Consider the following 25,391-nt stretch of genomic DNA (forward strand, 5'->3'; position numbering starts at 1 on the left):
CCTCCTGAAGAATTTCGATCGTCACTACCAAGCATCGAAGTAGTCGAAGCTGAACTAAGCGATGTTGATGACGAGTAACGCGTTTGCCAGGGGAGGCGTGACCAAGGATTAATATCCGTGGCTATCACTTGTCATTTCTTCGCAACTTGGGGAATCCACAGAAAGGCTGCCGCGGGTGGCGAACTTCATTGGCAGGGGGCGAATTGTTCCGTCGAAAGAAAATTGACAGAAAAATGGAGACAGAAAAATAGGAGCGACGACAGGAGGTGATAATGACAATGGCGTCTCGATGCACGCCGTCTTCTTTTCTCCATGTTGCCGCCCAATCGATGCCTTCCCTGGCGGACCGACTCATCCGAATGTTTCTTGGCCCCAAAAGTGAGGAGCCTCGGAAAGGCCTTTCTTTCCAGTACCGGCCATTTTTGGCAAGAGAATCAAAACCGAAGAAACGAAAAAAGGGTTTTCGCCGATTGAGCGAAAACCCTTTGATTTTACGTAGTGCGGATGAGAGGACTTGAACCTCCACGCCCTTGCGGGCACTAGAACCTGAATCTAGCGCGTCTGCCAATTCCGCCACATCCGCGAATTAGCCCTAGAACAATATCGCCTTTTTCTGAGAATCGCAAGTGGAGTCGAGCATATATAATGATTGATTCCAAACGCTCCATCGCGGTGGGCTTGGGGGCAGAATCGCCCTCGGACGCTTGCCGATCCGCCGGATCCTCGGCTTACCACCGCCATGGGGTTGGCACCCCAACTGGGATCGCTACTCTCTGATATACTTGAGCACGACAACGGGTCTACACTTTTGATGATAAATTCTGAATCCGAGCGAGGATTGGCGAGCATGCAACTTCATTGCCTCGGTACGGTGGGCTATCACCCAAACGCCCAACGCCATACCTCGTGCTATTTTCTGCCCGAATCGGGCATGCTTCTGGATGCCGGTACGGGTGTCTTTCGGCTGGCACCGCTGATCAAGACCGAAACCCTGGATGTACTGCTCAGCCACGCTCATTTAGATCACACGTGCGGCTTGACATTCCTATTGGACGTCCTGTTCGAAAACCCGGTCAAGACATGCCGCATCTGGGGTGAGAAAGACAAGCTGGACGCGGTTCGCAAGCACTTGTTTGACGACCTGATATTTCCTGCTTCACTGAACGCTGAGTGGGTAGAAATTGATGCGTTGGATGAATTCCAAATCGGAGACGCCACGATCACTCATCGACAACAGGATCATCCGGGCGGCAGCGTGGCGTACCGTATCGAATGGAAGAAACAGCAAAAACGGCTCGTCTACGCCACCGACAATACTGGCGACACCAGTCCCGAGATGGCGGCCTGGGGGCACGATTGCGACATATTAATGCAAGAGTGCTACTTTCGTGACGCGTCCGAGGAGTGGGCGAGAAAGACCGGCCATTGCTGGACCAGTCGCGTGGCCGAAGTTGCCAAAAAGATTCAGCCCAAGAAATTGCTGGTCACGCATATCAATCCGCTGGAAACGTCCGATGACCCGGTTGATCTCGACGTGATTCGAAAAGCCGTCGATTGCCCTGTCGTCCTTGCCGAAGACGAAATGAAGATCGAGTTCTAAGCAGGTCAATATGTGTCTTGCATTATTGATAGGCCCGCGGCTAGTGCCGTCGGCTCACAGAATGACTGACGTTGCAACGGGAAACAGATTTTCCGTGAGCAGCGAAAGGTCATAATGCTTTAGCTCTTCGCCTGCTTGGCTTCGAGTTCTTTGTAAAGCCGGTCGAGCACACCGTTGACGAACCGCGGGCTATTTTTGTCGCCGTAACGCTTGGCCAAAACGATGGCTTCGTTGACCGCGACACGGCCGGGCGTATCGCCGAACAGGATCTCATAGCCGCCTAGCCGCAACACATTGCGATCGGTCACTGCCATGCGAGGCAAAGTCCAGTGGCTGGCTAATTTGCTGAGGTGCGCATCAACTTCATTGCGATGCTCGAGTGTGCCCATCAACAATTTGTAGGCAAATTCGGTTAACGCTTTACGTCCTTGTAAACGCGAGCGAATGAATTGCTTGGCGGATTCATCAGAGCGGGGATCGTTAACGTCCGCCTCGTAAAGCAGCTGCAATACAATCTCGCGGGCACGGCGGCGAGTGGACATTCGAACCTGACAACAATGAGGGGAATTTTTAGAAAACGGATGCGTGAGTAGGAATTCTATGCGGAAAAGTCGGGAGCGCCGATTGGGGCAGCGAAGAATCCTTCGGGAAGCATCACCCCGCTCTGTCGAGTCCCCCCCTTATCGAGACTGCAGATTTCGTTAGCCGTTTTGGCCAACACTGTGAAGCATTTACGTAGCGGAACTCGTCAAGAGTTTCGGGGGGCATACACCGTGGAACGAAAGTCTTGACGACTTCCGCTACGCTAAATTAGCACAAAACCTATAAGAAAAAATGGTTCACAGCGTATGCCCACGCCTATCACGACGTTATTCCGTGGGCGATATCGGCGTCAGTTTTTCCAGCTGTCGCTTTGCTTCCTCGACCGCCGGCTCGGCCCAGCCATGGTCGGCGTGCAATTGGATGATCCCGGTGAGCGTTTCACGGGCGGTTTGTGGTGGCGCATTTTCGACGGTCTTGCGGATACGATCGAGCAATTCGGCGGCCCGGGGATCCAGGATCACCGCAGGGGCACGTTCTCGGAGCTGCTCCACTTCGTGTTTGGCCAAAACGATCATTTCCTCAAGCGATTCATCGGTCTGCAAGGTCTGCGTGTCATAGATCGCCAACCACTGAGTCAAACGCGACGCGGCGGTGGCAGGATCCTGTTCGCGGCCGGTCATGGCGTCGTGAAAACCTTGTTCCGCAGCGGACAAGGGTGAGATGTCCAATTTCGCCTGCACACTCATTCGTCGTAGTAGCCGCTGGAGATCGATTCTGCGACGCAATCGATCCACCTTGTCGTAGCGAGGGTCCTCAGGGAACCGCTTGATAAATTGATCCATTTCAAGCCGAGCTTCGCCCGCATTTTCCGCATCGGCATTTTCCGCTATGACCTGATAGAGTTCGTCTGCGGTGGGCTGTTTGGCTGCTTTGAAGAACAGAATCACACCCGCAATCAAAACCGCCATCATCAGCGAAATCGAGATGGCTTGTTTCCAATGTTCTGCAGCTGACGCGTTGGCAGAACGTTCGGCACCATGGCGATGCTCAGCATCCACCGATTGAAAATGGGTGGAGCGGCTGGTGGCTTCGTCCGCCGTTTGCGTCGCATCTTCAACGTCAGTTATGGGGTCCGATGCGACGGTGTTTTGCGACGCAATGGTGGCGGCAAAATTAGATTGGGCCTTTTCGGATTGTGTCGGGCCACCAATCTCGACGGTGCGAATATCCCCGGTCTGTGGTTGATCACCTCGATCCGTATGGCCGACGTTCAATCCCGTGGTGTCGTGCCCTCCCGGGTCCGTTTTTTCCGTAGAGTCACCGGTGGGTTTGGCCACAGGTTGGTCACGACCGGGAATTGAGTGTGCGGTGGGCATCGAGTGATCCGGCAACGTTTGCTGGCGAAGCAGTCCGGCTCGCATCGCCTTTAACCGATTCATTACCGATAGCGCCGTGGGGGGCCGATCCGCGGGATCTTTTTCGAGCAATTGATGAACGAGTTCGCAGAGGGCTTCGGGCAATTCCGAATCGATCAGCTCCAACGGCACAGGACGATCACGCTGCAGTGCCTGAATCACTTCGGTTGTCCGTTTGCCCGGGAAGGGAGGACGCCCGGTCAACATGGCGTACAACACACTGCCCATTGCATAGAGATCGGTGCGAACCGAAACACCACTGCTGGTGGCTTGCTCGGGCGCCATATAGTCGGCGGTCCCCAAGATCGACCCTGCCATCGTTTGCTCGCCAAATCCGAACAACTTGGCGATCCCAAAGTCCACCAACTTGACTTTACCGCTGGTGGACAGGATCAAATTCGCAGGCTTCAAATCGCGGTGGATGACCCCAAAGTCATGTGCATGTTTCAGCGCCGCACAGATTTCGATCGCGATATCAATTGCGGCTTGCCAATGAATTCGCTTCTGCCGCCGTATCCGTTGTTGCAACGATTCCCCATCGACCAGTTCCATCGAATAGAACAGCTGGCCGTCCTCTTCGCCGTAACCAATCAGCCGTACGATTCCTGGATGGCGAAGACGTTTCAACGTTTCCACTTCCGCATCGAATCGTCGACGAAAGCGCGGCTCATCAGCCACATGCGCCGCAATCAGTTTGACTGCCACTTTTTCGCCAGTGTGCTCATGAACCCCCACGTAAACGGCCCCCATTCCGCCTCGCCCTAACGTCTCTCCGACTCGATATGGACCAAGGAATTCAGGGGATTTCATTGCAAATGACATAGCGAAAGAGGAGAAAACACAGGTAAGCAGTTAGCCAGGAGTCTTTCAGTATATTAGCCGCTTTGGCGCTAGCCACGGTTCCGACATTCAACCGGGGCTAGCGCCCAAACGGCTAACGGGATTTCACCCAATGATTCCTGCCTACCTGCTTAAATGCGAGTGGGTGGCTGAATGATTGTAGCCGAATCGACTTGGCATCCGTTACGGACCCCCGCAGGATACCGATTGCGAAAGTGCAATTTTATTGCTCACGCTGAAACACTAAGATCCCGCCCATGAACGTAAAACCACCCGAGCCGGCTGACCGTAGACTTGCTAGCAAATTGACACGTTATCGCTTCCTATTCGCGGGTGCCAGCGTTTTGATGCTTTGGCTAGCCCAGCCTCCGCTGAGTTTCTGGCCGTTTACCTGGATTTGCCTGGTTCCCGTCCTTGGGCTGATTTCCGAGAAACCGGCGTTCACGCGGCGAGACTATGCGGCGATTTGGCTGGCGTCGTCGCTGTATTGGTTAGTGTCACTGCAAGGCATCCGGCACGCGCATCCGGCGATGTATGTTTGCTTAGCGGCTTTGGCTGGATATCTCGGCATCTATCTGCCGCTCTTTGTGCTGCTCTGCCGACGATGCATGCGATGGAATATTCCATTGTTCGTGCCGGCGGCAGCCCTTTGGGTCGGTCTGGAGTGTGCGCGGAACTACATGTTGACGGGGATTTCTGCCGTCATGTTAGGCCATTCGCTGGCCGATGTGTCGGCAATGATTCAGATCGCAGACCTGTTCGGTACCTACGGCGTCAGCTTCGTTATCGTCACGGTGAACGTCGCTGTTTTCGCCGTGCTAACACAGATCGTCGCGCGAAAACGTCGCCCCGACCCGGCGTATCGCCCGACACATCACATCGAAGCCCTGCGGTGGAGCATCACGGCATGTGTTGTTGCAGCAGTCTGTGTTGGTGCAAGTTTTTTCTACGGCCAAGCTCGACTCAACGAACCCATCACCGAAACCATGGCGGCTTTCGCGTTAGTACAACGCAATGAACAAGTCGAGTACCAGCAAGACGTTGAACGCGAACTGCACATTTTCCAAAACTATGCAACGCAAAGCATCGAAGAAATAGAACGATCCGAAGTTCCCATCGACGTTGTTGTCTGGCCCGAGTCGATGTTTACCGGTGGATTGCCGTGGATGATTGCGGATCCGGACGCGGTCGCCCCCGAACAATACGAGGGGCCGCCGGAGTCATTTGTCTCGATGGTGCAACAAAATCAGCGTTATTATTTGGGACGCGCCGACGAGCTTATTCGCACGCTTGCTTACCCTAACCCTGGCCAACGGAAACCTCACTTGGTGGTCGGTTGTGGCGTTGTGCGTTACGGAATGCTGCCTCATGCGTATAGCGGCATGGTTCACGTCTCGCCTGAGGCAAAGGTTGCTGGATGGTACGGCAAAAATCACTTGGTGATGTTCGGTGAATATGTGCCTTTGCTGCCGCGTATCCCCGGTCTCCGCGAGTTAATCCCCGCGGGTTTAGGCGTTACTCCGGGTGAAGGGGCGACTGTGTTCGAGGTCAACGATACCGCCATCGTGCCCTCGGTCTGTATCGAGACCGCAGTCGAAAGGGTGATGGTCAACCATCTGAGCGAGCTGCACTCGAACCAGACTCGTGCCGATGTGATTGTCACAGTTACGAATGACGGTTGGTTCGATGATTCGAGCATTTTGGACCATCATCGACGCTGTGCCCAATTGGTGGCGGTCGGCACGCGTCGGCCGGTTCTTTCGTCGGCAAACAATGGACCCACTGTATGGATCGATAGTTGCGGTCGCTTGGTGGAATCTTTGCCTGTTGGAACCGACGGCGCGATCATCGCCACTCCGCTTCGTGATTCGCGAACGAGTTTCTATGTTCGGATCGGTGATCTTCCGGCCAAACTGCTAGCAGTGGCGTGCCTAGTCGTCCTGACATCCATCGCCGCGGAAGCCAACTCGAAACGAAGATCGCGACGCGGTGAAGCCGACGACGTAGTTGCCGCCGAGTAAGCGAACCGCCGCCTTCGGAACGAGCAGGAATCCACCCTCTAACGGGCGTCGCTACCGACAGTAGCAAACCGCTCGTTCGTTCGGCGGATTCCCAACGCCGTGAACGATTTTTGTGCTGCAAATTACGGCATTTGCGTTTCGTAGCTACGCTCGCCAGCGCGTGGATTGTTGGCGCGCAATGCGAATCACCACCTTCTGGCGAAGGTAGCTACCAGAAATTCGTTCACGGCGTTGGGCGGATTCCTGGGGCGGACTGAGAAAATCAAACGTTGAAACCGTCCGTTCAGGGGGGTGTTTTTTGGGGAATGAGGTGAATCAGCAGCCTTTGCCGAGTTGATTTTGCTCAATAATTCCCGCAAATTTACGATTGGTTGCACCCTATGACCGGGTTGTGGTTGTCGATCTTGGGCAGTTTTGCTCACATACTCCCCTGCGACCGTGCGGCTAGCACTGTCGATCCTCGTATGCACCTCGCATCTGGAACGGTTTCGCCAATGAATCGGCCGAAAACGTTTGCACCTATGCTTTAGGAAATAGACACATTGAGTGCCAATTGCATTGAATCCGATACGGAAATCGAATCGTGGCAAAAGCCTGCTACCAACGGAAGCGAGCCACGATCCTCGGATGAGCAACGCTCGTTGGATCGAGAGTTGTTGATTGCCAGTCGCGAGTTTGCGATCGACCGTCCTTTGACGAGTTGGTGGCATCTAGCCAGCACGATGAGCGCGGTGCTGTTCTTTGCTGCCGTTGCTGGACTAGGACAAGCCGTTTGGCTGCGATCGCTCGCGAGCATCTTGACCGGACTGACTCTTGTCCGCATGTTCATTTTGTACCACGACTATCAGCACAACACGATTTTGACCCGTTCAAAATTAGCCAAGGTGATTTTGAGTGTGTATGGCAACCTGATGTTGACGCCTCCGAGTGCGTGGAAACATTCTCACGATCACCACCATCACCACAATTCAAAATTGTTCGGAACCGACATCGGCTCGTTTCCGATCATGACAAGCGAAAATTACCGCAAAGCATCGCTGCTGGATCGCCTGAGCTACCGCATCGCTCGCAATCCATTGGTTATCCTGATGGGTTACTTTCCTGTTTTTCTTTACGGCATGTGCATCCACACGGCCCACCGCGACCCTCGTCGCCACTGGGATGCGTTCACATCAATGCTTTTGCACTTCGGATTTATCGCTGCATGTTGGTGGTTCACTGGATGGGTAACGACTGCGTTCGTGTTTCTGTTGCCGGCGTGGATCGCAACCTGCATCGGTACGTACCTGTTTTATATCCAACACAACTTTCCCGATGCAAAGATTCGTGATGGCGACGAGTGGAGCTACACTCATGCCGCGCTCCAATCATCAAGCTTTCTCGAGATGGGCCCCGTCATGCACTGGATGACCGGCAATATCGGCTACCATCACGTGCATCACCTGAATTCAAAGATCCCGTTCTATCGATTGCCCGAAGCCATGAAGGCGCTACAGCCGCTGCAGCAGCCCAAGAAGACATCGCTGAAAATCCGCGACATCATTGACTGTCTACAACTAAAGTTTTGGGACGAAGAGCAAGATCGCCTGATTACGTATGCCGAGTTCAAGGCGTTGTAAAAAAACGGCGTTGTAAAAAAACGGCGGCGTAGAAAAACGGGGCGTAGAGAAACGCATCGTCCAAGAGCTTGCAAATGCTAGCGGCGGTGTGGCGGCGTCAATCGGTCGAGCGCCTGCTTGGCTGGCAACAGGTCAACAATCTCACGTTCTCGCGAATCGAGTTCTTCATAACGCTGTAGCAAAGTGGTTGCATCTTCGTCTCGCGACCACGCTTTACGTCGCACCGTTTCTTCGGCCCAATAACGCAGCGTTACGCCTTCCATCATTGGATTGCGGGGATCTCCCGCGATCGAATCCAAGACGTCGCGATCGGCATCCGAGAGGATAATTTCGATCATCGACAACTCTGCAAGCGTCAAAGGACCAGGGCGGTCATTGAGTGAATTTCCCGATGTCCCCCTCTCACTGCCCCCTCGGTCACTGCCCCCTCGGTCACTGGGACCGCGAGAAAAACCGAACCGTCCACCTCGGCCATCCGGACGCCCCTGGTCACCAAAAACCATCGCACCGATCGCCATCAACTCGGCTCGCTCGCTGTCCATAAATTGCTTTAATCGCGAGACAAACGCTATCGCACCTGGATCGTTGTCTTGCAGACGTTGCTTCAAAATTTGATGTAACGCAAACGCAATTCGCTCGATCGTATCATCCGACAAATTTAAGCTCGAACGTTTCGACATAGCAAACTGAGTCTTGTCGATCGCTTGCTTGATCGCGTCGCGTCGCTCATCCAAATCATCGGCTTCGATCTTATCTCGCAAATCGCTCGAGAGTGTTTCTCGCCATGCAGAATAAATCTGCATGGTTTCCAGCAAGACCTCGGCATTGGGCTGCGCTTGAACTTTTTCTGCAGTCTGACGAATTCGCTGTTGGTCCTTTTCATCCAGGCGTGTGAAGCGTTTCCATCGCGAATCTAATTGCGAACGATCGACCAAAGTCAATGTATGGATCAACTCTTCACGCTGCGAGACCTCGGCTGTGGCCACGATGGGTTGGGGAGGTGACAAGTCGCCAATTTCTTTCATCGCGGCAACCATATTGGTCCACGAATCATTGAGCGCCAAATCACGCATCAATTGCAAATCGTGACCGTAGTAGAAGGCGTCGATATTCTCTGCGATCGCAAGATCTTGCAATTGCGATTGGTAATCGGAACTTCGCACGGCATAGATTGTCACCGCAGAAATCAATACGCCTAGAACGCACAACCCCGCAGTGGTCAATGGCCAGCGGTATCGATCGACGAACATCCGCGAAGTCGAGCTTTCCGTTTTCGGTTTGACGATATCCGAAACCACCAACTCGAGCGTCGATTCCACCAACTTTTCACAAGGTATCATTGCGGGAAAATCATCTAGATAATCCCACCCTTGCTGCAAGTCTTGCAACCGTCGTCGCAGCTCTTCGTCGTCCAACAATCGATTCTCGAGTTGCGTTCGCGAATCATTATCGAGCTCGCCATCGACATAGGCAACGAGCAACTCGTCGTCAGGTTCTAGTGGCGAGTCATCGGTCAGCAGGTTCATACTCATGGTCCCACCTCCTTGGGGATGAGTCCCGAGTCGATATAAGGTTGCAGCATCTCTTTTAAATTGACTCTCGCTCGGCTCAGCAGCGACTTCACCGCTTTCGGCGTCAACTCCATCGTTTCGGCAATTTCGGCGTAGCTCATGTTTTCGAATCGCGATAGCATCAAAGCCATTCGCTGACGCTCACTCAATGACTCTACCGCCTGACGCACAATTTCGGCACGTTCACTTCCCTCGCTGACACGAGTGGGCATCAATCCGCTCGCTTCTAATGCGGTCGAAGCCAACAGCTGTGCATTGCTAGGTGAATCGTTACTGCGAGGCGCATCGACTTCGCTGACTTCGCGGCGGCGCGACATTGTTCGGGCAGAGTTGCGGGCGACGTTACCTGCGATCGTGAACAGCCATGTCGAAAATTTCGCCCCTGGCTCGTAACGTTTTCGCGCTCGATAGACACGCAAGAAAACTTCTTGTGTTAAGTCTTCCGCCAATTCGTGGCTCGGTCCAAGTGTGTGCATCAATCGCACCAATCTTGCCTCGTACCGCCGCACTAATTCCTCAAAGGCCCCAGCATCATCATCACGGACGCGCAGCATCAATCGAACGTCCGGATCGGACTGCTGATAACGCAGCGCAGTGGAATCGCTTACGGCCAAACCAACATTTTGGGAATAAAGGAACGAAAACGGTCTATCTGGTGTTAGTTTAGTATCTTCGCGATCTTTGGGGATACCTTCGTGGATCGCTTGTTGAATTAACCCAAGATTTGCCCTGTAGGTTCCGCAAAAAATGGAAAGAACGGCCCACACAACGCCCCAAGCGATGCTTTTTCCCGGCCTCGACTGCAGTTACCTCTCCACCAACGAAGGAGACTGCTGATTTAATTAGCCGTTTTAGCCAATTTACTGAAAGACTCCTGCCTAACTGCTTAGCGTGCTTTGTTTGCCCACCAAGTCTCCCACGTGCCCGCCAATTGCTCGGTCAGCTCGGGTCTGTCAGCGGCCAAATTAACCAGTTCGGTGGGATCGGCCTTCAGATTGTAAAGTTCCCAGTTTCCCTTTCCGTGGCGGACACATTTCCAATCGCGATCTCGGATTGCCCGAGATTTCCCAAATTGCCAAAACAATGGCCATGGCCGCTCGCTCGCTTCGCCACCCAAAGTCGGAACAAGCGAATGTCCAGCTAACTCACTCGGTTGATCCGCGTTTGCCAAGTCCAACATCGTGGGAGTGAAATCGACGAGATGCCCAACATGGTCGGTGACGGTCCCCGGTTGAATTTTCCCAGGCCAGTATGCGATCATTGGCGTCCGTGTGCCCCCCTCGTAATCCGTTGTTTTGTATTGACGGTAGGGTGTATTGGAGGCATTTGCCCAGACACGCCCCTGCGTCAAGTAACTGGTGACTTCCCAAGGCATCGAACCTTTGACGGTCGATCGATCCGCCGAGTCTTCACTGGCGCCGTTGTCCGACAAGAAAAAGATGACCGTGTTATCCGATTCTCCGAGTGCGTCGATCTTGTTGAGCACTCGTCCGATATTGCGATCCAATCGATCGACCATCGCAGCGTAAGTTGCCATTCGCAAATCCCAGTGATCGCGATCTTGTGTGGGGATCGAATCCCAAGCAGGCAAGGCCTCATCTCGAGGAGACAACTTTGCATTCGCGGTCAACACGCCAAGTGACTGCTGTTTGGCAAAACGTTGCACTCGTAATTGGTCCCAACCGATCGCTTTGTATTTGCCACGATACTTCGCCACATCTTGCTCACTGGCATGCATCGGGTAGTGCGGCGCGGTGTAGCCAATGTACAGCAGGAACGGCTTATCTTCGTCCTTGTATTGATCGAGATAAGAGATGGCGTGATCGGTGAAAGCATCGGTGGTATAGAAGTCCTTGGACTCGGGTGTGAAGGGCAAGAACTTCTGGTCATCGATTGCCCAGCGACGCACGTTCTTTTTCGCCGGTTCCGCTTCGCCAGGCCGAGCATGTCCGGGATTCCAGAAATTGCAACATCCATCGGTCAGTCCGTAATAGCGATCAAATCCTCGCTCGAACGGAGTTTGTCCGGCATGCCATTTTCCGGTCATCAGCGTTCGATACCCCGCGTCTCGCATCCGCTCCCCAAATGTGGGTGCCGAATAATGAACCGAAGGCGACGCACCAACGTGATGCCACCACCGTCCGGTCAAAATCGAGGCCCGCGTGTGCTCACATTTTGCATTGTTGTAAAAGGTTCGAAAACGCAAACCGCCCGTGGCTAGACGATCAATATTCGGTGTGTCAATCTCGCCTCCATAACATCCGATGTCGGAAAACCCCATATCATCGGCCATGATCAAGACAATGTTCGGACGATCAGCATCCGCAGCGTCTAACCTTGTTGGTCCATGCCCCACCCACAAGCAAGCGAGAGCGATCACACCAGCAGATCGCAGCAAAAGTGCACAGTCTCCACGACCATTCATCAACCTGTTGAAACCAGCGAGAAACATTATGAATTCCTATTTTTGACGAGTGGAAGGGAGAGGTAGGAAAGAAAGTCGATTGAGCACGGTCGAAAGCTTGCCCCACGATTTCAATCGGCAGTGCTCACGAATGCCGTTTTTGTGAGGCGATAGACGACCTTGAATTGTCTTGACTATCGTGATGAAGGTCAATTCCCTGAGGATTCGGCGATCCAAACGCGACGCTGCAACGCTCGGGACTCTGATACGATAATCGGTGACACTCTGTGCGTGTTGCAAATGAAGATTCCGGCTGCCGTTTTGTGAAATGTGGATGGACGCAACAAAAGAAAAAGTCGATGAGGTCTACCGCACTCAATCGCGTCAGATCTTCGCAACGCTTGTCCGACTGGTCGGCGATGTTGATCTTGCCGAAGAAGCGATGCACGAGGCCTTCGCAGCAGCCATGACACAGTGGGCTGGCGGCGAGATCCCCTCTAACGCAACCGCTTGGCTGATTTCGACGGGACGATTCAAAGCAGTCGATATCATTCGTCGCAGTAGCCGCCTCGCAGAGATGCAGCCAGAGATCGCTGCGAGACTAACCTCCATCAGCGAAACAAACGATGCTCGGGCAAGCCAAGAAATCAGCGATGACTTGCTTCGGCTCATTTTTACTTGCTGCCATCCTGCGATCGATCCGAAAATCCAAATTCCGCTGACACTGCGAGAGGTTTGCGGAATGACGACGGAAGAGATTGCGAGTGCGTTTCTGGTCAAACCCTCGACGATGGCGGCCCGTATTGTTCGCGGCAAGGCGAAAATTCGAGACGCCGAAATCCCCTACGTGATTCCTTCGCTCACGGACATGCCCGAGCGACTCGATGCAGTTTTGGCTTGCATCTATCTGGTCTTTAATGAAGGCTACTCGGCATCGACAGGCGTCTCGCTAACGAGGAGCGACCTTTCAGACGAGGCAATTCGTTTGGCTCGGCTGCTGTTGGACTTGCTGCCGGAGCCCGAAGTCATGGGACTTTTGTCGCTGATGCTATTGCATGAATCGCGACGCAAGGCCCGGCAAACACGCGATGGTGATATCGTCTTACTGGACGATCAAGACCGCACACTATGGAATCGCGATCTGATCGCCGAAGGCAAGCGTCTGATCGAGCAAGCGTTCCGATCGCGTCGCGTGGGTGTGTACACGATCCAAGCCGCGATCTCGGCGGTTCATGCCGATGCCGCTACACCTGCGGACACTGATTGGGCCCAAATCGTCGCGTTATACGATGTGCTGGTCAAAGCCGATCCGTCACCGGTGATCGAACTGAATCGCGGCGTTGCGATCGCAATGCGAGATGGGGCCGAAGCGGGCTTGGCGATCATTGATGCCATTTTAGGACGCGGCGAGCTAACGCAATATAATCTCGCCCACTCTGCTCGCGGCGAATTACTAAGACGCATCGGCAGAGAAACCGAGGCGATCGCAGCGTTTGAGCAAGCACTCGCGTTGACACAGCAGGATGCCCAACGACGATTCCTTCAACAGAAATTGCAACTGCCCTCACCTCAATAAACGCAGAGCAACCGGTCTCTCTTCGCAGCTAAAGACCTTCGCAACGATTACTGACATAGCGGAACTCTTCAACGGCTTGTTGATTTAGTGAGCCGTGACGCGTCAGCGGTCGGGTCTCGCGAACTACCCGGTGCCTTACGGCCCACGGCTCACAAAAGGATCGACGTTTCACCGGTACATACCGACCGACCTGCTTAGAGGCAATTCGTTTAACCATTTGACTCGACGTAGTCGCGAATGTTTTTTACCTGTTCTTCCCAACCACCTTCATTCATACGATACGCTTCCTCTCGGCGGTCCGGCGAAATCGCATCGAAACCCGATTCGATGACCGTCAGCGTCGTGCTTGAATCTGCTTCTTCGAGAAAAAATTCAACCAGCGTCAATGGTTCTTCGGTGTAATCGATGTTGGGATCGACGGCCCCAGGATGCCATGAAAATGCAAATCGCTTCATCGGCTCGATTGCGTCGACGCGAGCTTTCATGCGGACATGTTCATAGCCGGGATAGGTGATTTGTCCCTGTGTCGTTTCGCCCTGGACGAAGGGCTTTTCTAGCTTGACGCGAAACCACTCGCCGAATTCGCGATAGTCGACCAAGGCCCGCCATACGAAGCCGACTGGGGCTTGGATGACAACCTGCTTTTCAATCGAATTGGAAACCGCGTTTGACATCGTCTACCTCAGGAAATTATCGGTTATGTAATTTGTGGCTATGTAACTTGCGAATCCATTGAATCAATTACAAATAGTAAGCGGTATCCAGGTACGCGCTGCGTATGCTTCGACACCAGGATCAATTTTTTCTCTTTTTTTCAGATCGTCGAATGCCGCCCGCGAAAAAGGGTGCGGCCGTGATTTGGTCGCAGTTATGCCCGCTTCCTCAAGCCGTTGTATTTTCAGCCGTCGGGATTGATATTCAGACGCGACTGAATCGCCCGTCTCGCTCGCCTCGCATGTCATGCGGCGTAGCGAACCCACAAAACCGCAGCGCGATCGTGTCAAGTCTGCCGAGAAACCAGCGGTTCTCGCGTCAAAGGAGTGCTACGATGCAAGCCGAAACATGGTTTGGCACACTCTTTGCCACACCCTCGTGTTCTGTTCGCATCGCTGATGCGGTCCTGCTTGGCAAATCAGCGGTCTGGCAACAAAACCCCAGAAGAAAACTGGATAAATATGCGATTTTCTTGCACAAAGATGCTCCTGACTTTGCTACCACCAAAACGATCGGAATTTTCGTCAGAGTGCGAAAGTGCAATTCGACGGAGTGTGTTCACGTGAACAAGTCGACGAAAATTAACGGCACATCCCTCAATGAAAAAACGGATTTTTGTTGGCACGCGCCCAACTCAGCTGCCCCCCATTCCGTAGGAAATCAAGCGAGAGAATCACCCGCCCTTCTACGCGACACCCACACACCAGTAATCGATCGGAGTAAAATATCGATATCAATGGATCGCAGCGACCGAGTCAATCAGCGTCTGCGAACCTTTCGAGTCACGCTGTCCATTTTGGTCAGCGGCTGCATCACATTAGGAGCCGTCGTGTGGTGGCGATTGCTTAACTAATTCCTCTTCTGTCATCCCAACCGAGGATGCGTAACCACCGCGTTGTTCGAAGATCGTTTCACTGTTTCCACTATTAAGGAACTCGCCAGATGAAGTTAGTAATCAGCAGTAACCGAGTCGCAGTAGGCAACAAGCTTCGCAATTACATCGAAACACGTTTGCAGCAATCATTCCAGCGACTCGACCGGTGGGTGCAAAAAGTTACGGTGTGCCTTGACGATATCAACGGTCCCCGCGGCGGCATCTGCAAACAGTGCCGACTCGTGGTTACTTTGAACGGCGCGGAAACAGTGGTGGTCACAGAAACGGGCGCAAGCGTCGGAGCATCGGTGTCCAAGGCAATTCGCCGTGCTGGTTTCGCAATGACGAAGCGAGTGAAATCACGACAAGACCGTCGAGTCAAAAAAATCTCTCATCGACATATTCCGGATATCGGTCTCACTGAATCGCCGGAACTTTTCGAGATGGATGACCAACAATGGGGAAAGACGCCATGAAATCCCTCGCCATAAAGTACACGGTGACTACTCGCGATCATGCACAGATCACGGGACTGCTGGATGATCCCACGCTTTGCAGGTATGCCTCGATCGAGGTGCTGCGTTCGCTACGTGAACGTTTGCAGCATGCCGAGTGTGTCGAAGCGTCTCAGATATCGGGCGAACTTGTTTCGATGAATTCGCCGTTCTATCTACAAGACCAAACGACCGGCGAAGTGATCAAGCATTGGTTGTGTTATCCCAATGTCGCCGGCTATTCGGCAAACGACTTGTCCATTTTGTCGCCACTCGGCGCCCAAATACTGGGCTGTCGCTTGGGAGACGAAGTCGTTGTGGACGACGCGAACGGCCGACGACGTCGCTTCACCGTGTTACGAATATTGGCGTGATCCTCGCAAAACGACTTGGAATGTCGGGAACATCAATCTTGATGTTCCGTTTCCGACCTCAGTCGTTTCTCAAACGTCAGCCCCAGGTCAGTGATTTTGGTTCGTAACGTACTACGTGCTATCCCCAAAATCTCGCTCGCTTGAGCTTGGTTTCCGCCCGCATGGCTCAGCACTTCGGGCAGTGCGATCCGATCAATCTCGTTGTGCAGTTTCTGATACAGATTAGGTTGGTTTTCAGAAAGCAGTTCATTGACGAACTGCTGAAGATTCGCCACGTCCAATTTCGAGCACACTGCGGTGGGGGCCGTCGGCATCTCACCGCGACACGATGCAGGTAACGAATCGACGGTCAGAACCTCACCCACGTTTCGTACCAATGCATGCTTCACCGCACTTTGCAGTTCACGCACGTTGCCCGGCCAAGAGTATTGCTTCAGTCGTGACATTGCATCCGGAGCAATCGAGCGGACCTGCTTGTGCAAATCTTCGTTGAAAAGTTTGACGAAGTGCTCGACGAAGATCTGGATGTCCTCGGCACGCTCTCGCAGCGGAGGCAACTGGATCGTGAACACACTGAGCCGATAATACAGATCCTCGCGAAAGTCGCCTTCTTTGACCATTTCCAGCAGGTTTCGATTGGTCGCGGCGATGACTCGCACGTTGACTCGGATCGTTTCGTTGTTGCCGACTCGCTCGAAACTTCCGTCTTGCAACAAACGCAACACTTTGGCCTGAGTCGCAGGAGTCATGTCCCCGATTTCATCGAGAAAAATCGTACCGCCATCGACTTGTTCAAACTTGCCGACACGGCGTTTTTCCGCACCTGTGAAAGCCCCACGTTCATGACCGAACAACTCACTTTCAAGCAAGTTCTCGGGTAACGCGGCGCAATTAATTGCTAAAAATGGGCCATCAGCGCGACGGCTGTGTTGCAGAATCGCGCGTGCGACCATCTCTTTTCCCGTCCCGCTCTCTCCTAAGATCAACGCATTGACATCTTGAGGGGCAACTTGGCCAATTGCCTTATAAACTTCTTGCATCGCAGGCGAACGACCGACAATTTGTTCAGGAGTCGCGTCCCCTTCGGCGGTAACGGAAAAGTCCTTTGCGGCTCTCCCCAGCTGGCGAATTTCGACCGCTCGCTGGACGGTCGATAACAATTTTTCAAACTCAACCGGTTTCAACAAATATTCAAACGCACCTCGTTTCATCGCTTCGATCGCGGTCTCGGTTGTCGAAAACGCGGTGATGATGATCACAGGAATTCGTGAGTCGAGTTTGTGCAGGCGAGCAAAGGCATCCAGCCCCGACATATCGGGTAACCGCACATCCAAGATCACAGCGTCGGGGCGATGCTCTTCAAAGGCAGCAATCCCCTGCTCGCCAGTAGCTGCCGTGATCACTTCCAATTCGTCTGTTTGCAAACTTTTCTTGAGCGAGTAGAGCAAGTTCGGTTCGTCATCGATGATGATTAATTTTGGCACTTCAGATTCCAGAAAGCAAAGAGAGATCGACTATCGCACTTCCGACAGCACGCCGGACAACGGCAACATCACCTTGAACACGGTACCCCCTCGATCCAGATCCTCCGCCGTTAATTGGCCTTCGTGAGCATCAATGATCCGCTTCGAGACGGCCAACCCGAGCCCCACACCGGGATTCTTGGTACTAAAAAAGGGTTCGAAAATGCGATCACGCTGAGCGGCGGGCAAACCGCAACCGTTGTCCGTCACACTCAAACATACCCAATCAAGCGAATCGTTGCTGAATGGTCCCTCGCCTGGACGACGGCGTTGACATTGAACCTCGACGACGATGTGACCGTTACTGGGAACCGCGTCAAAAGCGTTGAGCAGCAAATTCAAAAGCACCTGCCTTAAACGTGCCGCATCCCCTTGAACCGTGATTGGCTCGTTCGGCATTTTGCACTCGATTTGGATTTGCCGTGCCTTGGCACGACTGGCAACAAGATCAAGTGTTTGCTGCACGATCGGCGCTAGTTCAACCGGCTTGGATTGCAGCGGCGTCGGGCGAGCAAAATCGAGAAACATTTGCAACAGACTGTCCACACGAGTAATCTCTTCGTCCAAAACCGCCAAGTCAGTTGCATTCAAACTTGCCGATTCGTTTTTTCGTCGTGCGGATTGAACCAATGTCTTCATGCACATCAGCGGGTTGCGGATCTCGTGCGCCAACCCGGCCGCCAATTGGCCTACCGCCACAAGTTGATCGGCGCGAATCACTTCGTGATGTCGCTGCTGAAGTTGTTCAACGACAGCCCCCACTCGATTCGAAACATTCTCCAAGACCAATTGCAGGTCTTCCAGAGTGGGGTCCGCAGAAACTTTGATGGGGCCTACGACCGTATCGAGCTTTCCCGCGACATCACGAATCGGCACGGTCAGTAGAAACATCGACCGACTGATCGCCCGGGCCACGCCATACCCAGCCTCCAGCCCGACGACGCCAGCACATGCACCGAGCAGGGCCATCACCAACGCGATCTTCTGAGCCATCGCTTTGTTTTCTTGGTTGCTTTGCTCGAGTTCTTTTTCGTTCAGATCGAGGTACTGGTGAGCCGCCGCGAGAACCTGGCCCGACAGCGTCTCTCCCAAAAGCTTCCCGACCGACTCGCTAGAAATATCGGCCGCCGGATCGTCAACAAGCTGATGAAGTTCAACGAAATACTCTTTTAAACCTTGCGAAACTTCCGAGAGACACACTTTCTCTTCATCTGATGTCGATAACGCGATCGCTGCAGTCAACCATTCCTGTGCTTCGGGTTGCTTGTCGACCGCCGTCATCAGGTGTTCGCGATCCTCCGTCAGCAAATACAACCCAAGCTCGTGCCGCATCTCGCGTACGACCAATTCGATCTCTTCGGCCGCTCGGATACTGGCCACATTGACGTCAAGCAATCGCGAGTTCTGGTGCTGCAACTGCAAAACATACCAGGCCCCGGAAAACCCAAGGCAAAGCAGCAGAAAGCCGGTCACGGGTAAAATCATACCCAGCTTATTTCTCAGCCTCATCGGATCGGTCTCGGGGGGTGAATTGATTGAAATTCAGTCGAAGAAACGTAATTTCGACTTTTCGTGAGTGTCATACCTGCCTAATTCGTTGCAATTTAAACATGGAAACGAGCCATTTCTTGCGGGGCATCACAAGCCTTCACGAACGGCAATCGAAATATCGGCAAACCTTGTGCCTCGCCTATGGAATCGTGAATTTTTGTGAACTAACGACGGTATCGGCGAGTCGATCCCCCCTGTTTTGACGGTCCCCATTGTTAGCTTCATCGGCCTACGGACACTCCAAAAATGTCACTGCGGCCCATAGTTCAATTGTCTTGAAAATGCATAATTCACCCCATACTGCGTCCTCGCATGGGCGTCCATAAAACCGTCTGCGTCAGGATGAAATCGCATGTTCCGAGGAGTTGTTGAGTATGGTCTGATTTTTTGTGCAGGGATGCTCTATGCGATCGCGCTAAAGTATTTCGTTTTGCCGTCGCAAGTTATTCTGACAGGGACTGAAGGGATCGCCGCCACGCTGTCCTATTATTTCGACAGCTATTGGCTATTCATCATCCTGTATCTGGTGTTTCAGCTGATCTTGATTTCGTTCGCATTCGCGCGGGTGAGTCGCGTCTTTGCACTTCGGTCGCTCATTGTCGTAGTCACGGTGGTGGTCTCACTGGCGGTTCTACCAGAACTGCGATTTGCGCAGCCCGAACCTCAGAACGAGCGAATCATTCTAGTGATATTTGGTGGATTGCTCGCAGGAGTCGCCAAAGCGATTGCGTTTCAGAATCGGGGCTCTACAGGCGACGAAGATATTCTTGGCGCCTACTTTGCGATGAAATACCTAAAGCCGGTCGGATCGATCGCGATCATTGCCGCCGTGGGGTCAACCGCTTTCGGACTTGCCATGGTGATGTTTAAGAACGGCGACTTTGAATCGGTTATCAACACATTGATGTATACCTGCATTTACATTTTTGCGTCTGCCGAAACGTTGAACAACCTTTACCACAAGTTCAAAATCTCGATGCTGGTCGTGATCACTCGCAACACCGACTCGGTGGGAAACGCAATCAAAGCCGCCTCAAAGCATCGCACCTACACGGTGCAACAGGGCGTTGGCGGGCACAGCGGTGATTCGTTTTCGATGGTCCGCACGATTGTAACCCAAGAAGAGTTGCCGCCATTGATCGACGCGATCGAGATGTCCGACCCCCACTGTTTTTACTACCATCACGATATCGAGGGAATTTCTCGCCGCTATTACATCACTCCGATTGGTTAGCCGTAAGCTGAAAGCAAACACGACGAGGTTTGATTTGTTTTCAGGCCTGATCCTTTGGTATACTAGCGGATGACGAGACGCGACAAAATTTACTTCCGTTAAGTCAGCGGTTTTGCTTTGTTTGTCGGCTCCCGGGCAGACACCCAACGAACCTCCAACGCCAGGAACAGCATCCCATGGATACGAGTGAAATCAACGCGGCCATCCAGCAGCTTGCATCTGATGATGGCGTCACCCGCGAGAAAGCCCGCAACGCGTTGGTCGCAGCGGAAAGCCGTGACGTGACCGAGGCTCTGATTGCAGAGTTAGTCGACTATCGTCACCAAGTCCGCTGGGAAGCCGCAAAGGCGTTGTCGCAAATCGGAGACTCCATCGCCGCATTGCCACTGGTTCACGCGATGGACGACGATGACCACGATGTTGCCTGGGTCGCCGCCGAAGGAGTGGCCGAGATGGGCGAAGTCGGATTGCAGGCGGTGCTAAGCGGACTGACCCGTTCGAGTCGCTCGGGATCGTTTTACAAAGTCGCTCATCATGCGTTGAAAGAAATCCGCAAACATGGCAAACATCGCGACGTCGTCGCAAAAGTCATGGAGGCACTCGAAGGCGTCGAACCTCGCTTGTCCGCCCCCATCGCCGCCTATCGTGCTCTGCAAGTACTTCGGGGGGACGGATCGGCCCGCGATTAAATCGCTAGTGCCAAAAAACAGGCTTCATCCGCTTTGGAAACCCTCGTACCCGGGTTCTGCCCAACGCCGTGAACGATTTTCTAGTAGCTACCTTCGCCAGATGGTGGTTATTCGCATTTGATGCCAACAATCCACGCTCTGGCGAGCGTAGCTACGAAACGCAAATGCTGTAATTTGCAGTCTAAAATCGTTTACGGCGTTAGGCAGAGCCTGGGACCAGAAAACCGGACGGAACTTCCGTTTTGCGAGCTAGCCTAACCACGGCTCTGCACTCACCTGCCACAGCGATGGCATACGCAGGCTTGAAGCATCTTGTCCCTCAGAGTCTGCACGTTTTTCGTCAGGGGGGGAATGGAGGCAAATTGCCCCATTGGGGGTTCACGCCCCTTTCTTTTCGACGTTTTAGTACCGCAAAAACAACGTTTTTTGCCATTCCCGCAAATCTGGCAGTCGGATTTCGTTGGCACAGCGTGTGCAATGATAGAGAGCCCTTGAGTCCAACTTTTTCAAGGAGATTGATTCATGGGCGGTTCATGGCATTTGGGACGATTCGTAGGTATTGACGTTCGCATTCACTGGACGTTTTTGCTCGTTCCTTTGTGGATCTATTTTTCAAGTCTGGCTGCAGGCAGCGGCATCGCAGGGGCGACCGTCTCGGTGCTGTTTGTGCTTTCGATATTCGCATGTGTGTTGTTCCATGAATATGGTCATGCCCTGATGGCACGTCGGTTCGGCATTCCGACTCGCGACATCACGCTGCTACCGATTGGGGGCGTGGCCAGCCTCTCGCGGATGCCTCGCCGCCCGGCCCACGAGTTAGCGATCGCCGTTGCCGGTCCGGCAGTAAACGTCGTCATCGCAGCGGCAATCTTTCTTGGCTTTCTAGTTTTCGATCCCAGCGCAGGCGCGGTCTCTTCCTTTCTGAGTCGCCTCGCAATCGTCAACGTTGCCTTGGTGGTATTCAATATGCTGCCGGCCTTCCCAATGGATGGTGGTCGTGTGCTGCGATCACTTCTGGCGATGGTGATGCCCTACGCTGCGGCGACACGGATCGCTGCAAACGTGGGTCAAATCACGGCAGTCGGCTTTGGTTTGGTGGGATTGATCAGCGGCAACTTGATGCTCGTTTTCATTGCCGGGTTCATTTTCCTTGCCGCTCGGGGCGAAGCACTGATGGCGGCCAACGAGACTCGCAACGACCAAGTTTCTACGCCTTGGAATGATGGCTCAAGTGAAGCCGTCAAGGCAAAATTGCTGAACCGTTCAGGCCCAAAATTTCCGGACGTCCGTTCGCTGCCCATCATCAGCAGTCAATGGAACGCAGGCAACGCATTGGGTTGGTTGGGCAATAACTCGCTAGAAGAGTTTTTGGTTTCCAGCGGAGGTTCGGTCGTGGGAATGATTTACAAACGCGACCTTCAACAAGCGGTTAGCGAAGGCCGCGGTGCGATGGCCATCGAACGTTTGTTGGCCTTGCGGATCATCCCGATGCACACCCTGCGTTCAATCTAACGCAGGACGGCTGAGCCGAGAGCCGATGATGTCGAAGATTGTGATCTAACGTAGTGGAGCTTGCTAAAGCTCCCTGTTCCTTGGGTGCATGAGGATCTTTAGCAAGATCCACTACGGGCAACCCGAAGACTGACAAAGCACTAGGCTGGATGCAGAGTCATCATCTTTTGTATGATTTGACCATGAGCATCTCGACATCGTCAAACTGTTATGACCCAGAGTTCTTTCACCGCTATCCAGTGGCCCACTCGTTGCTGAGTTTGTTCGACGTCTTGCCGGGCACCGTCTTTTACGCGAAAGACCGGCAGAGTCGCTACGTTGCGGGCAACGAAGCGATGCTGATGGCTAAGAACGTAACGGAGCCGGCAGCGTACCTCGGCCGGACTGATCGCGATTTCCACCCGCGGATGCTGGCCGATGCTTACATTCGCGAAGACGAGCAAGTGATGACGGCAGGCACGCCGATCTTGAATGAGCTCTGGTTTGTGATGGACAAACGTGGAAAGCCGGGCTGGTACCGCTCGTCCAAGGTTCCCCTCTGCGCTGCCGCAGAAGTGATTGGCATCGCCGGAGTTCGTTATCCCGTCAAAACGCCGGACGCGGTTCACAAGTCATTCGAGAGACTTGCGCCCGCGATTCGCTATCTTGAGAAACACTATACCGAGGCAGTCTCGATTCATGAAATTGGCGAAATGACGGGACTTTCGATGACGCACCTGAACCGCCAATTTAAACAACTGCTGCGGATGTCGCCGACCCGTTTTCTTCACACTCTGCGAATCGAACAAGCCCGTTTACTGCTAGAAGGTGGCGATGATTCGATCTGCGACATTGCCCTGAAAATTGGCTATTGGGATCAAAGCCATTTCACTCGCTATTTTAAACGCCTGACCGGGGTATCGCCGCGTGCCTACCGACAACAGTACCGAAACAAATGATCCATGGTCCACAACGCGACAGTCAGAACCACCGCAACGTACTGCGATTACAAACGCTGAGCAAAACTGAGCGGGTGGCCGTCGGGATCGCGAATATGGAAGTAACGTTCGCCCCAATCCGCATCACGGGGGGCGAATTCAGGCTTCAGCCCACGCTCGACGAACATCCGATAGGCTTCGTCCACATCGTCCACCGCAAAGATCACCAATGTGCTGCTGGCGGGCGACTCATCCGTATTGCCTAATCGCAAATTCAAATGGTGCTCACCCACTTGAAAAGTGGTGAATCGGGCGTCCTCTCCTCCGCGATGTAATTCAAAACCGACTTGCTGATAAAAGCGAACCGCTGTCGGCATACAAGTCGTCAGCAGCGTGACCGCTGAAATTTCCATTTGTCCCATCCTTAACGCTAACGAGCGAGCGGCTTATTACTATCGTAGCTGCGCTCGCCAGAGCGTCGATTTCCGCCGTCTGGCGACGGCAGCTACGGCGAAATCCGACAGTTAACTTTCGCACGTTTTACAGCGTCAAGATTCCTTGTCGTGCATCTAGGTTATCAGGCAGAGCAAAAATCGAAAATCACCTCATTTGCAGTCTCCCTCGATTCATGGGGGGCTTCGGTGTTCAGGGGTTTCCTTGGTAATGTAGTTGAACGACCTTTCCTGTATTCGCAACCGAGACTTTCTGATGCTCGATCGAGATGAACTTTTACTGACCGCCACTAGTGCAGCGCGTGCCGGGGGCGACATTCTGCTTCGCTATTTCCGCGATGGCGTAACGATCCGCAACAAGTCCGAATCTGGCGGCAAAACTTACGATTTGGTCAGTGATGCGGACCTCGAAAGCGAGCAAACGATCGCAAACTTTTTGCGAACACGTTATCCCGAGCACGAACTTTTGGGCGAAGAAGCGTTGGCTGGCGGAGCCACCGACGCCGAACATTTATGGATCATCGACCCGCTGGACGGCACCAACAACTTCGCACACCGTTTGCCTCATTTCGCCGTTTCGATCGCCTACTATCACCGCGGTGAAGCAATCGTCGGTGCGGTATTCAATCCGGTTCGCGATGAGATGTTTACGGCAACGAAAGGGGGCGGCGCCGCGATCAACGGGGTGCCTGCGTCGGTTTGCAATTCCGAGAAGCTCTCCGAAGTTTTGATCGGTTGCGGTTTCTATTATGACCGCGGTGACATGATGCGAAGTACGCTGGCGGCGATCGAAGAGTTTTTTGGCAACGACATTCACGGCATCCGGCGGTTCGGTACCGCGTCGCTCGACCTTTGCCAAGTTGGCTGCGGTCAATTCGGCGGCTTCTTTGAATACCAGCTTTCTCCTTGGGATTTTGCCGCGGGACGATTGTTTGTGACGGAGGCGGGTGGCCAGGTAAGCGATGCCAAAGGAGACGGTTTGCCACTAACAACGACGAGCGTTGTCGCAAGCAACAGCAAACTGCACGAGGCAATGATTAATATCACCAAGCGACACCATCCCTAACAATCGCATTCTGGTTGACGAGTCACCCGGCCGCTCACGCGTCACGGCTCACGGGGCGTTGCATGGGTTGTGAGCCGTGGGCCGTAAGGCACCGGGTCCTACACGAACGCTGCATTGTGAACCGCTGATACCCGGCCGCTTACGCGTCACGGCTCACGGGTGTTGCATGCTTGTGAGCCGTGGGCCGTAAGGCACCGGGTCTTCGCACGAACGCTGCATCGTGAACCGCTGGTACCCGGCCGCTCACGCGTCACGGCTCACGGGGCGTTGCATGCTTGTGAGCCGTGGGCCGTAAGGCACCGGGTCCTACGCGAACGCTGCATTGTGAACCGCAGATACCCGGCCGCTTACGCGTCACGGCTCACGGGGCGTTGCATGGATTGTGAGCCGTGGGCCGTAAGG

20 protein-coding genes and 1 tRNA gene are annotated in these 25,391 nt (G+C 53.6%); 11 read left to right on the forward strand and 10 right to left on the reverse strand.

Annotated elements, in window-relative coordinates; genetic code table 11:
* Positions 1 to 499: 499 nt before the first annotated feature.
* A tRNA-Leu gene (locus SH528x_RS05235) sits at positions 500 to 583 on the reverse strand.
* 264 nt (positions 584 to 847) lie between these two features.
* On the opposite strand from SH528x_RS05235, the gene SH528x_RS05240 reads away from it, so the two are divergent.
* Positions 848 to 1,600, forward strand: a complete 753-nt coding sequence (locus tag SH528x_RS05240; protein ID WP_442509474.1) for an MBL fold metallo-hydrolase — start codon at positions 848 to 850, stop codon at positions 1,598 to 1,600.
* 119 nt (positions 1,601 to 1,719) lie between these two features.
* On the opposite strand, the gene nusB is transcribed toward SH528x_RS05240, so the two are convergent.
* Both nusB and SH528x_RS05250 read right to left on the reverse strand, forming a co-directional pair.
* Complete coding sequence (gene nusB, locus SH528x_RS05245) at positions 1,720 to 2,142, reverse strand: transcription antitermination factor NusB (protein WP_442509475.1); 423 nt, start codon at positions 2,140 to 2,142, stop codon at positions 1,720 to 1,722.
* Positions 2,143 to 2,469: 327 nt separating this feature from the next.
* The gene (locus tag SH528x_RS05250) at positions 2,470 to 4,368 is read right to left on the reverse strand and encodes a serine/threonine-protein kinase (RefSeq protein WP_442509476.1); all 1,899 of its coding nucleotides are present in this window, start codon (positions 4,366 to 4,368) and stop codon (positions 2,470 to 2,472) included.
* Between the two features lie 287 nt (positions 4,369 to 4,655).
* Here SH528x_RS05250 and lnt point away from each other — a divergent pair, with 287 nt between their 5' ends.
* Positions 4,656 to 6,419, forward strand: a complete 1,764-nt coding sequence (lnt, locus tag SH528x_RS05255) for an apolipoprotein N-acyltransferase (protein ID WP_442509477.1) — start codon at positions 4,656 to 4,658, stop codon at positions 6,417 to 6,419.
* A gap of 542 nt (positions 6,420 to 6,961) precedes the next feature.
* Entirely contained in the window at positions 6,962 to 8,038 is a 1,077-nt protein-coding gene (locus SH528x_RS05260) for a fatty acid desaturase family protein (RefSeq protein WP_442509478.1), read from the forward strand.
* A gap of 77 nt (positions 8,039 to 8,115) precedes the next feature.
* Here the strand turns inward: SH528x_RS05260 and SH528x_RS05265 are convergent, their stop codons facing one another.
* The 3 genes from SH528x_RS05265 to SH528x_RS05275 form a co-directional block, all read right to left on the reverse strand.
* Entirely contained in the window at positions 8,116 to 9,570 is a 1,455-nt protein-coding gene (locus tag SH528x_RS05265) for an anti-sigma factor family protein (protein WP_442509479.1), read from the reverse strand.
* A complete protein-coding gene (locus SH528x_RS05270; RefSeq protein WP_442512081.1) occupies positions 9,567 to 10,199 on the reverse strand; it encodes an RNA polymerase sigma factor in 633 nt (210 codons plus the stop codon). Before SH528x_RS05270 ends, SH528x_RS05265 begins: the two co-directional genes overlap by 4 nt.
* Positions 10,200 to 10,495: 296 nt before the next feature.
* Positions 10,496 to 12,061, reverse strand: coding sequence for an arylsulfatase (locus tag SH528x_RS05275; RefSeq protein WP_442509480.1), 1,566 nt, complete (start codon positions 12,059 to 12,061; stop codon positions 10,496 to 10,498).
* A 286-nt stretch (positions 12,062 to 12,347) separates the two neighbouring features.
* Between SH528x_RS05275 and SH528x_RS05280 the strand changes: the two genes are divergently transcribed.
* Entirely contained in the window at positions 12,348 to 13,589 is a 1,242-nt protein-coding gene (locus SH528x_RS05280) for an RNA polymerase sigma factor (RefSeq protein ID WP_442509481.1), read from the forward strand.
* Between the two features lie 209 nt (positions 13,590 to 13,798).
* Here the strand turns inward: SH528x_RS05280 and SH528x_RS05285 are convergent, their stop codons facing one another.
* Entirely contained in the window at positions 13,799 to 14,263 is a 465-nt protein-coding gene (locus SH528x_RS05285) for an SRPBCC family protein (protein ID WP_442509482.1), read from the reverse strand.
* Positions 14,264 to 15,245: 982 nt separating this feature from the next.
* Between SH528x_RS05285 and SH528x_RS05290 the strand changes: the two genes are divergently transcribed.
* Positions 15,246 to 15,653, forward strand: a complete 408-nt coding sequence (locus SH528x_RS05290) for an HPF/RaiA family ribosome-associated protein (RefSeq protein ID WP_442509483.1) — start codon at positions 15,246 to 15,248, stop codon at positions 15,651 to 15,653.
* Complete coding sequence (locus SH528x_RS05295) at positions 15,650 to 16,045, forward strand: GreA/GreB family elongation factor (RefSeq protein WP_442509484.1); 396 nt, start codon at positions 15,650 to 15,652, stop codon at positions 16,043 to 16,045. The genes SH528x_RS05290 and SH528x_RS05295 overlap by 4 nt, the downstream gene beginning before the upstream one ends.
* Before the next feature lie 32 nt (positions 16,046 to 16,077).
* Here the strand turns inward: SH528x_RS05295 and SH528x_RS05300 are convergent, their stop codons facing one another.
* Both SH528x_RS05300 and SH528x_RS05305 read right to left on the reverse strand, forming a co-directional pair.
* Positions 16,078 to 17,529, reverse strand: a complete 1,452-nt coding sequence (locus tag SH528x_RS05300) for a sigma-54-dependent transcriptional regulator (RefSeq protein WP_442509485.1) — start codon at positions 17,527 to 17,529, stop codon at positions 16,078 to 16,080.
* Positions 17,530 to 17,559: 30 nt separating this feature from the next.
* Entirely contained in the window at positions 17,560 to 19,077 is a 1,518-nt protein-coding gene (locus SH528x_RS05305) for an ATP-binding protein (RefSeq protein ID WP_442509486.1), read from the reverse strand.
* Between the two features lie 394 nt (positions 19,078 to 19,471).
* Here SH528x_RS05305 and SH528x_RS05310 point away from each other — a divergent pair, with 394 nt between their 5' ends.
* The 4 genes from SH528x_RS05310 to SH528x_RS05325 all read left to right on the forward strand — a co-directional run bounded on the left by SH528x_RS05310 (position 19,472) and on the right by SH528x_RS05325 (position 23,492).
* A complete protein-coding gene (locus SH528x_RS05310) occupies positions 19,472 to 20,353 on the forward strand; it encodes a YitT family protein (protein WP_442509487.1) in 882 nt (293 codons plus the stop codon).
* A gap of 176 nt (positions 20,354 to 20,529) precedes the next feature.
* Positions 20,530 to 21,042: a HEAT repeat domain-containing protein gene (locus tag SH528x_RS05315; RefSeq protein WP_442509488.1), complete on the forward strand. Its 513-nt coding sequence runs from the start codon at positions 20,530 to 20,532 to the stop codon at positions 21,040 to 21,042.
* Between the two features lie 522 nt (positions 21,043 to 21,564).
* The gene (locus SH528x_RS05320; RefSeq protein WP_442509489.1) at positions 21,565 to 22,554 is read left to right on the forward strand and encodes a site-2 protease family protein; all 990 of its coding nucleotides are present in this window, start codon (positions 21,565 to 21,567) and stop codon (positions 22,552 to 22,554) included.
* 182 nt (positions 22,555 to 22,736) lie between these two features.
* Entirely contained in the window at positions 22,737 to 23,492 is a 756-nt protein-coding gene (locus SH528x_RS05325; RefSeq protein ID WP_442509490.1) for a helix-turn-helix domain-containing protein, read from the forward strand.
* A gap of 47 nt (positions 23,493 to 23,539) precedes the next feature.
* Here SH528x_RS05325 and SH528x_RS05330 read toward each other — a convergent pair whose 3' ends face one another.
* Positions 23,540 to 23,884 (reverse strand): VOC family protein, encoded by a 345-nt coding sequence (locus SH528x_RS05330; RefSeq protein ID WP_442509491.1) that lies wholly within the window; start codon positions 23,882 to 23,884, stop codon positions 23,540 to 23,542.
* 295 nt (positions 23,885 to 24,179) lie between these two features.
* Between SH528x_RS05330 and SH528x_RS05335 the strand changes: the two genes are divergently transcribed.
* A complete protein-coding gene (locus SH528x_RS05335) occupies positions 24,180 to 24,989 on the forward strand; it encodes an inositol monophosphatase family protein (protein ID WP_442509492.1) in 810 nt (269 codons plus the stop codon).
* Positions 24,990 to 25,391 lie beyond the last annotated feature (402 nt).

The organism is Novipirellula methanifontis, from assembly GCF_052161655.1.
Lineage (GTDB): Bacteria > Planctomycetota > Planctomycetia > Pirellulales > Pirellulaceae > Novipirellula.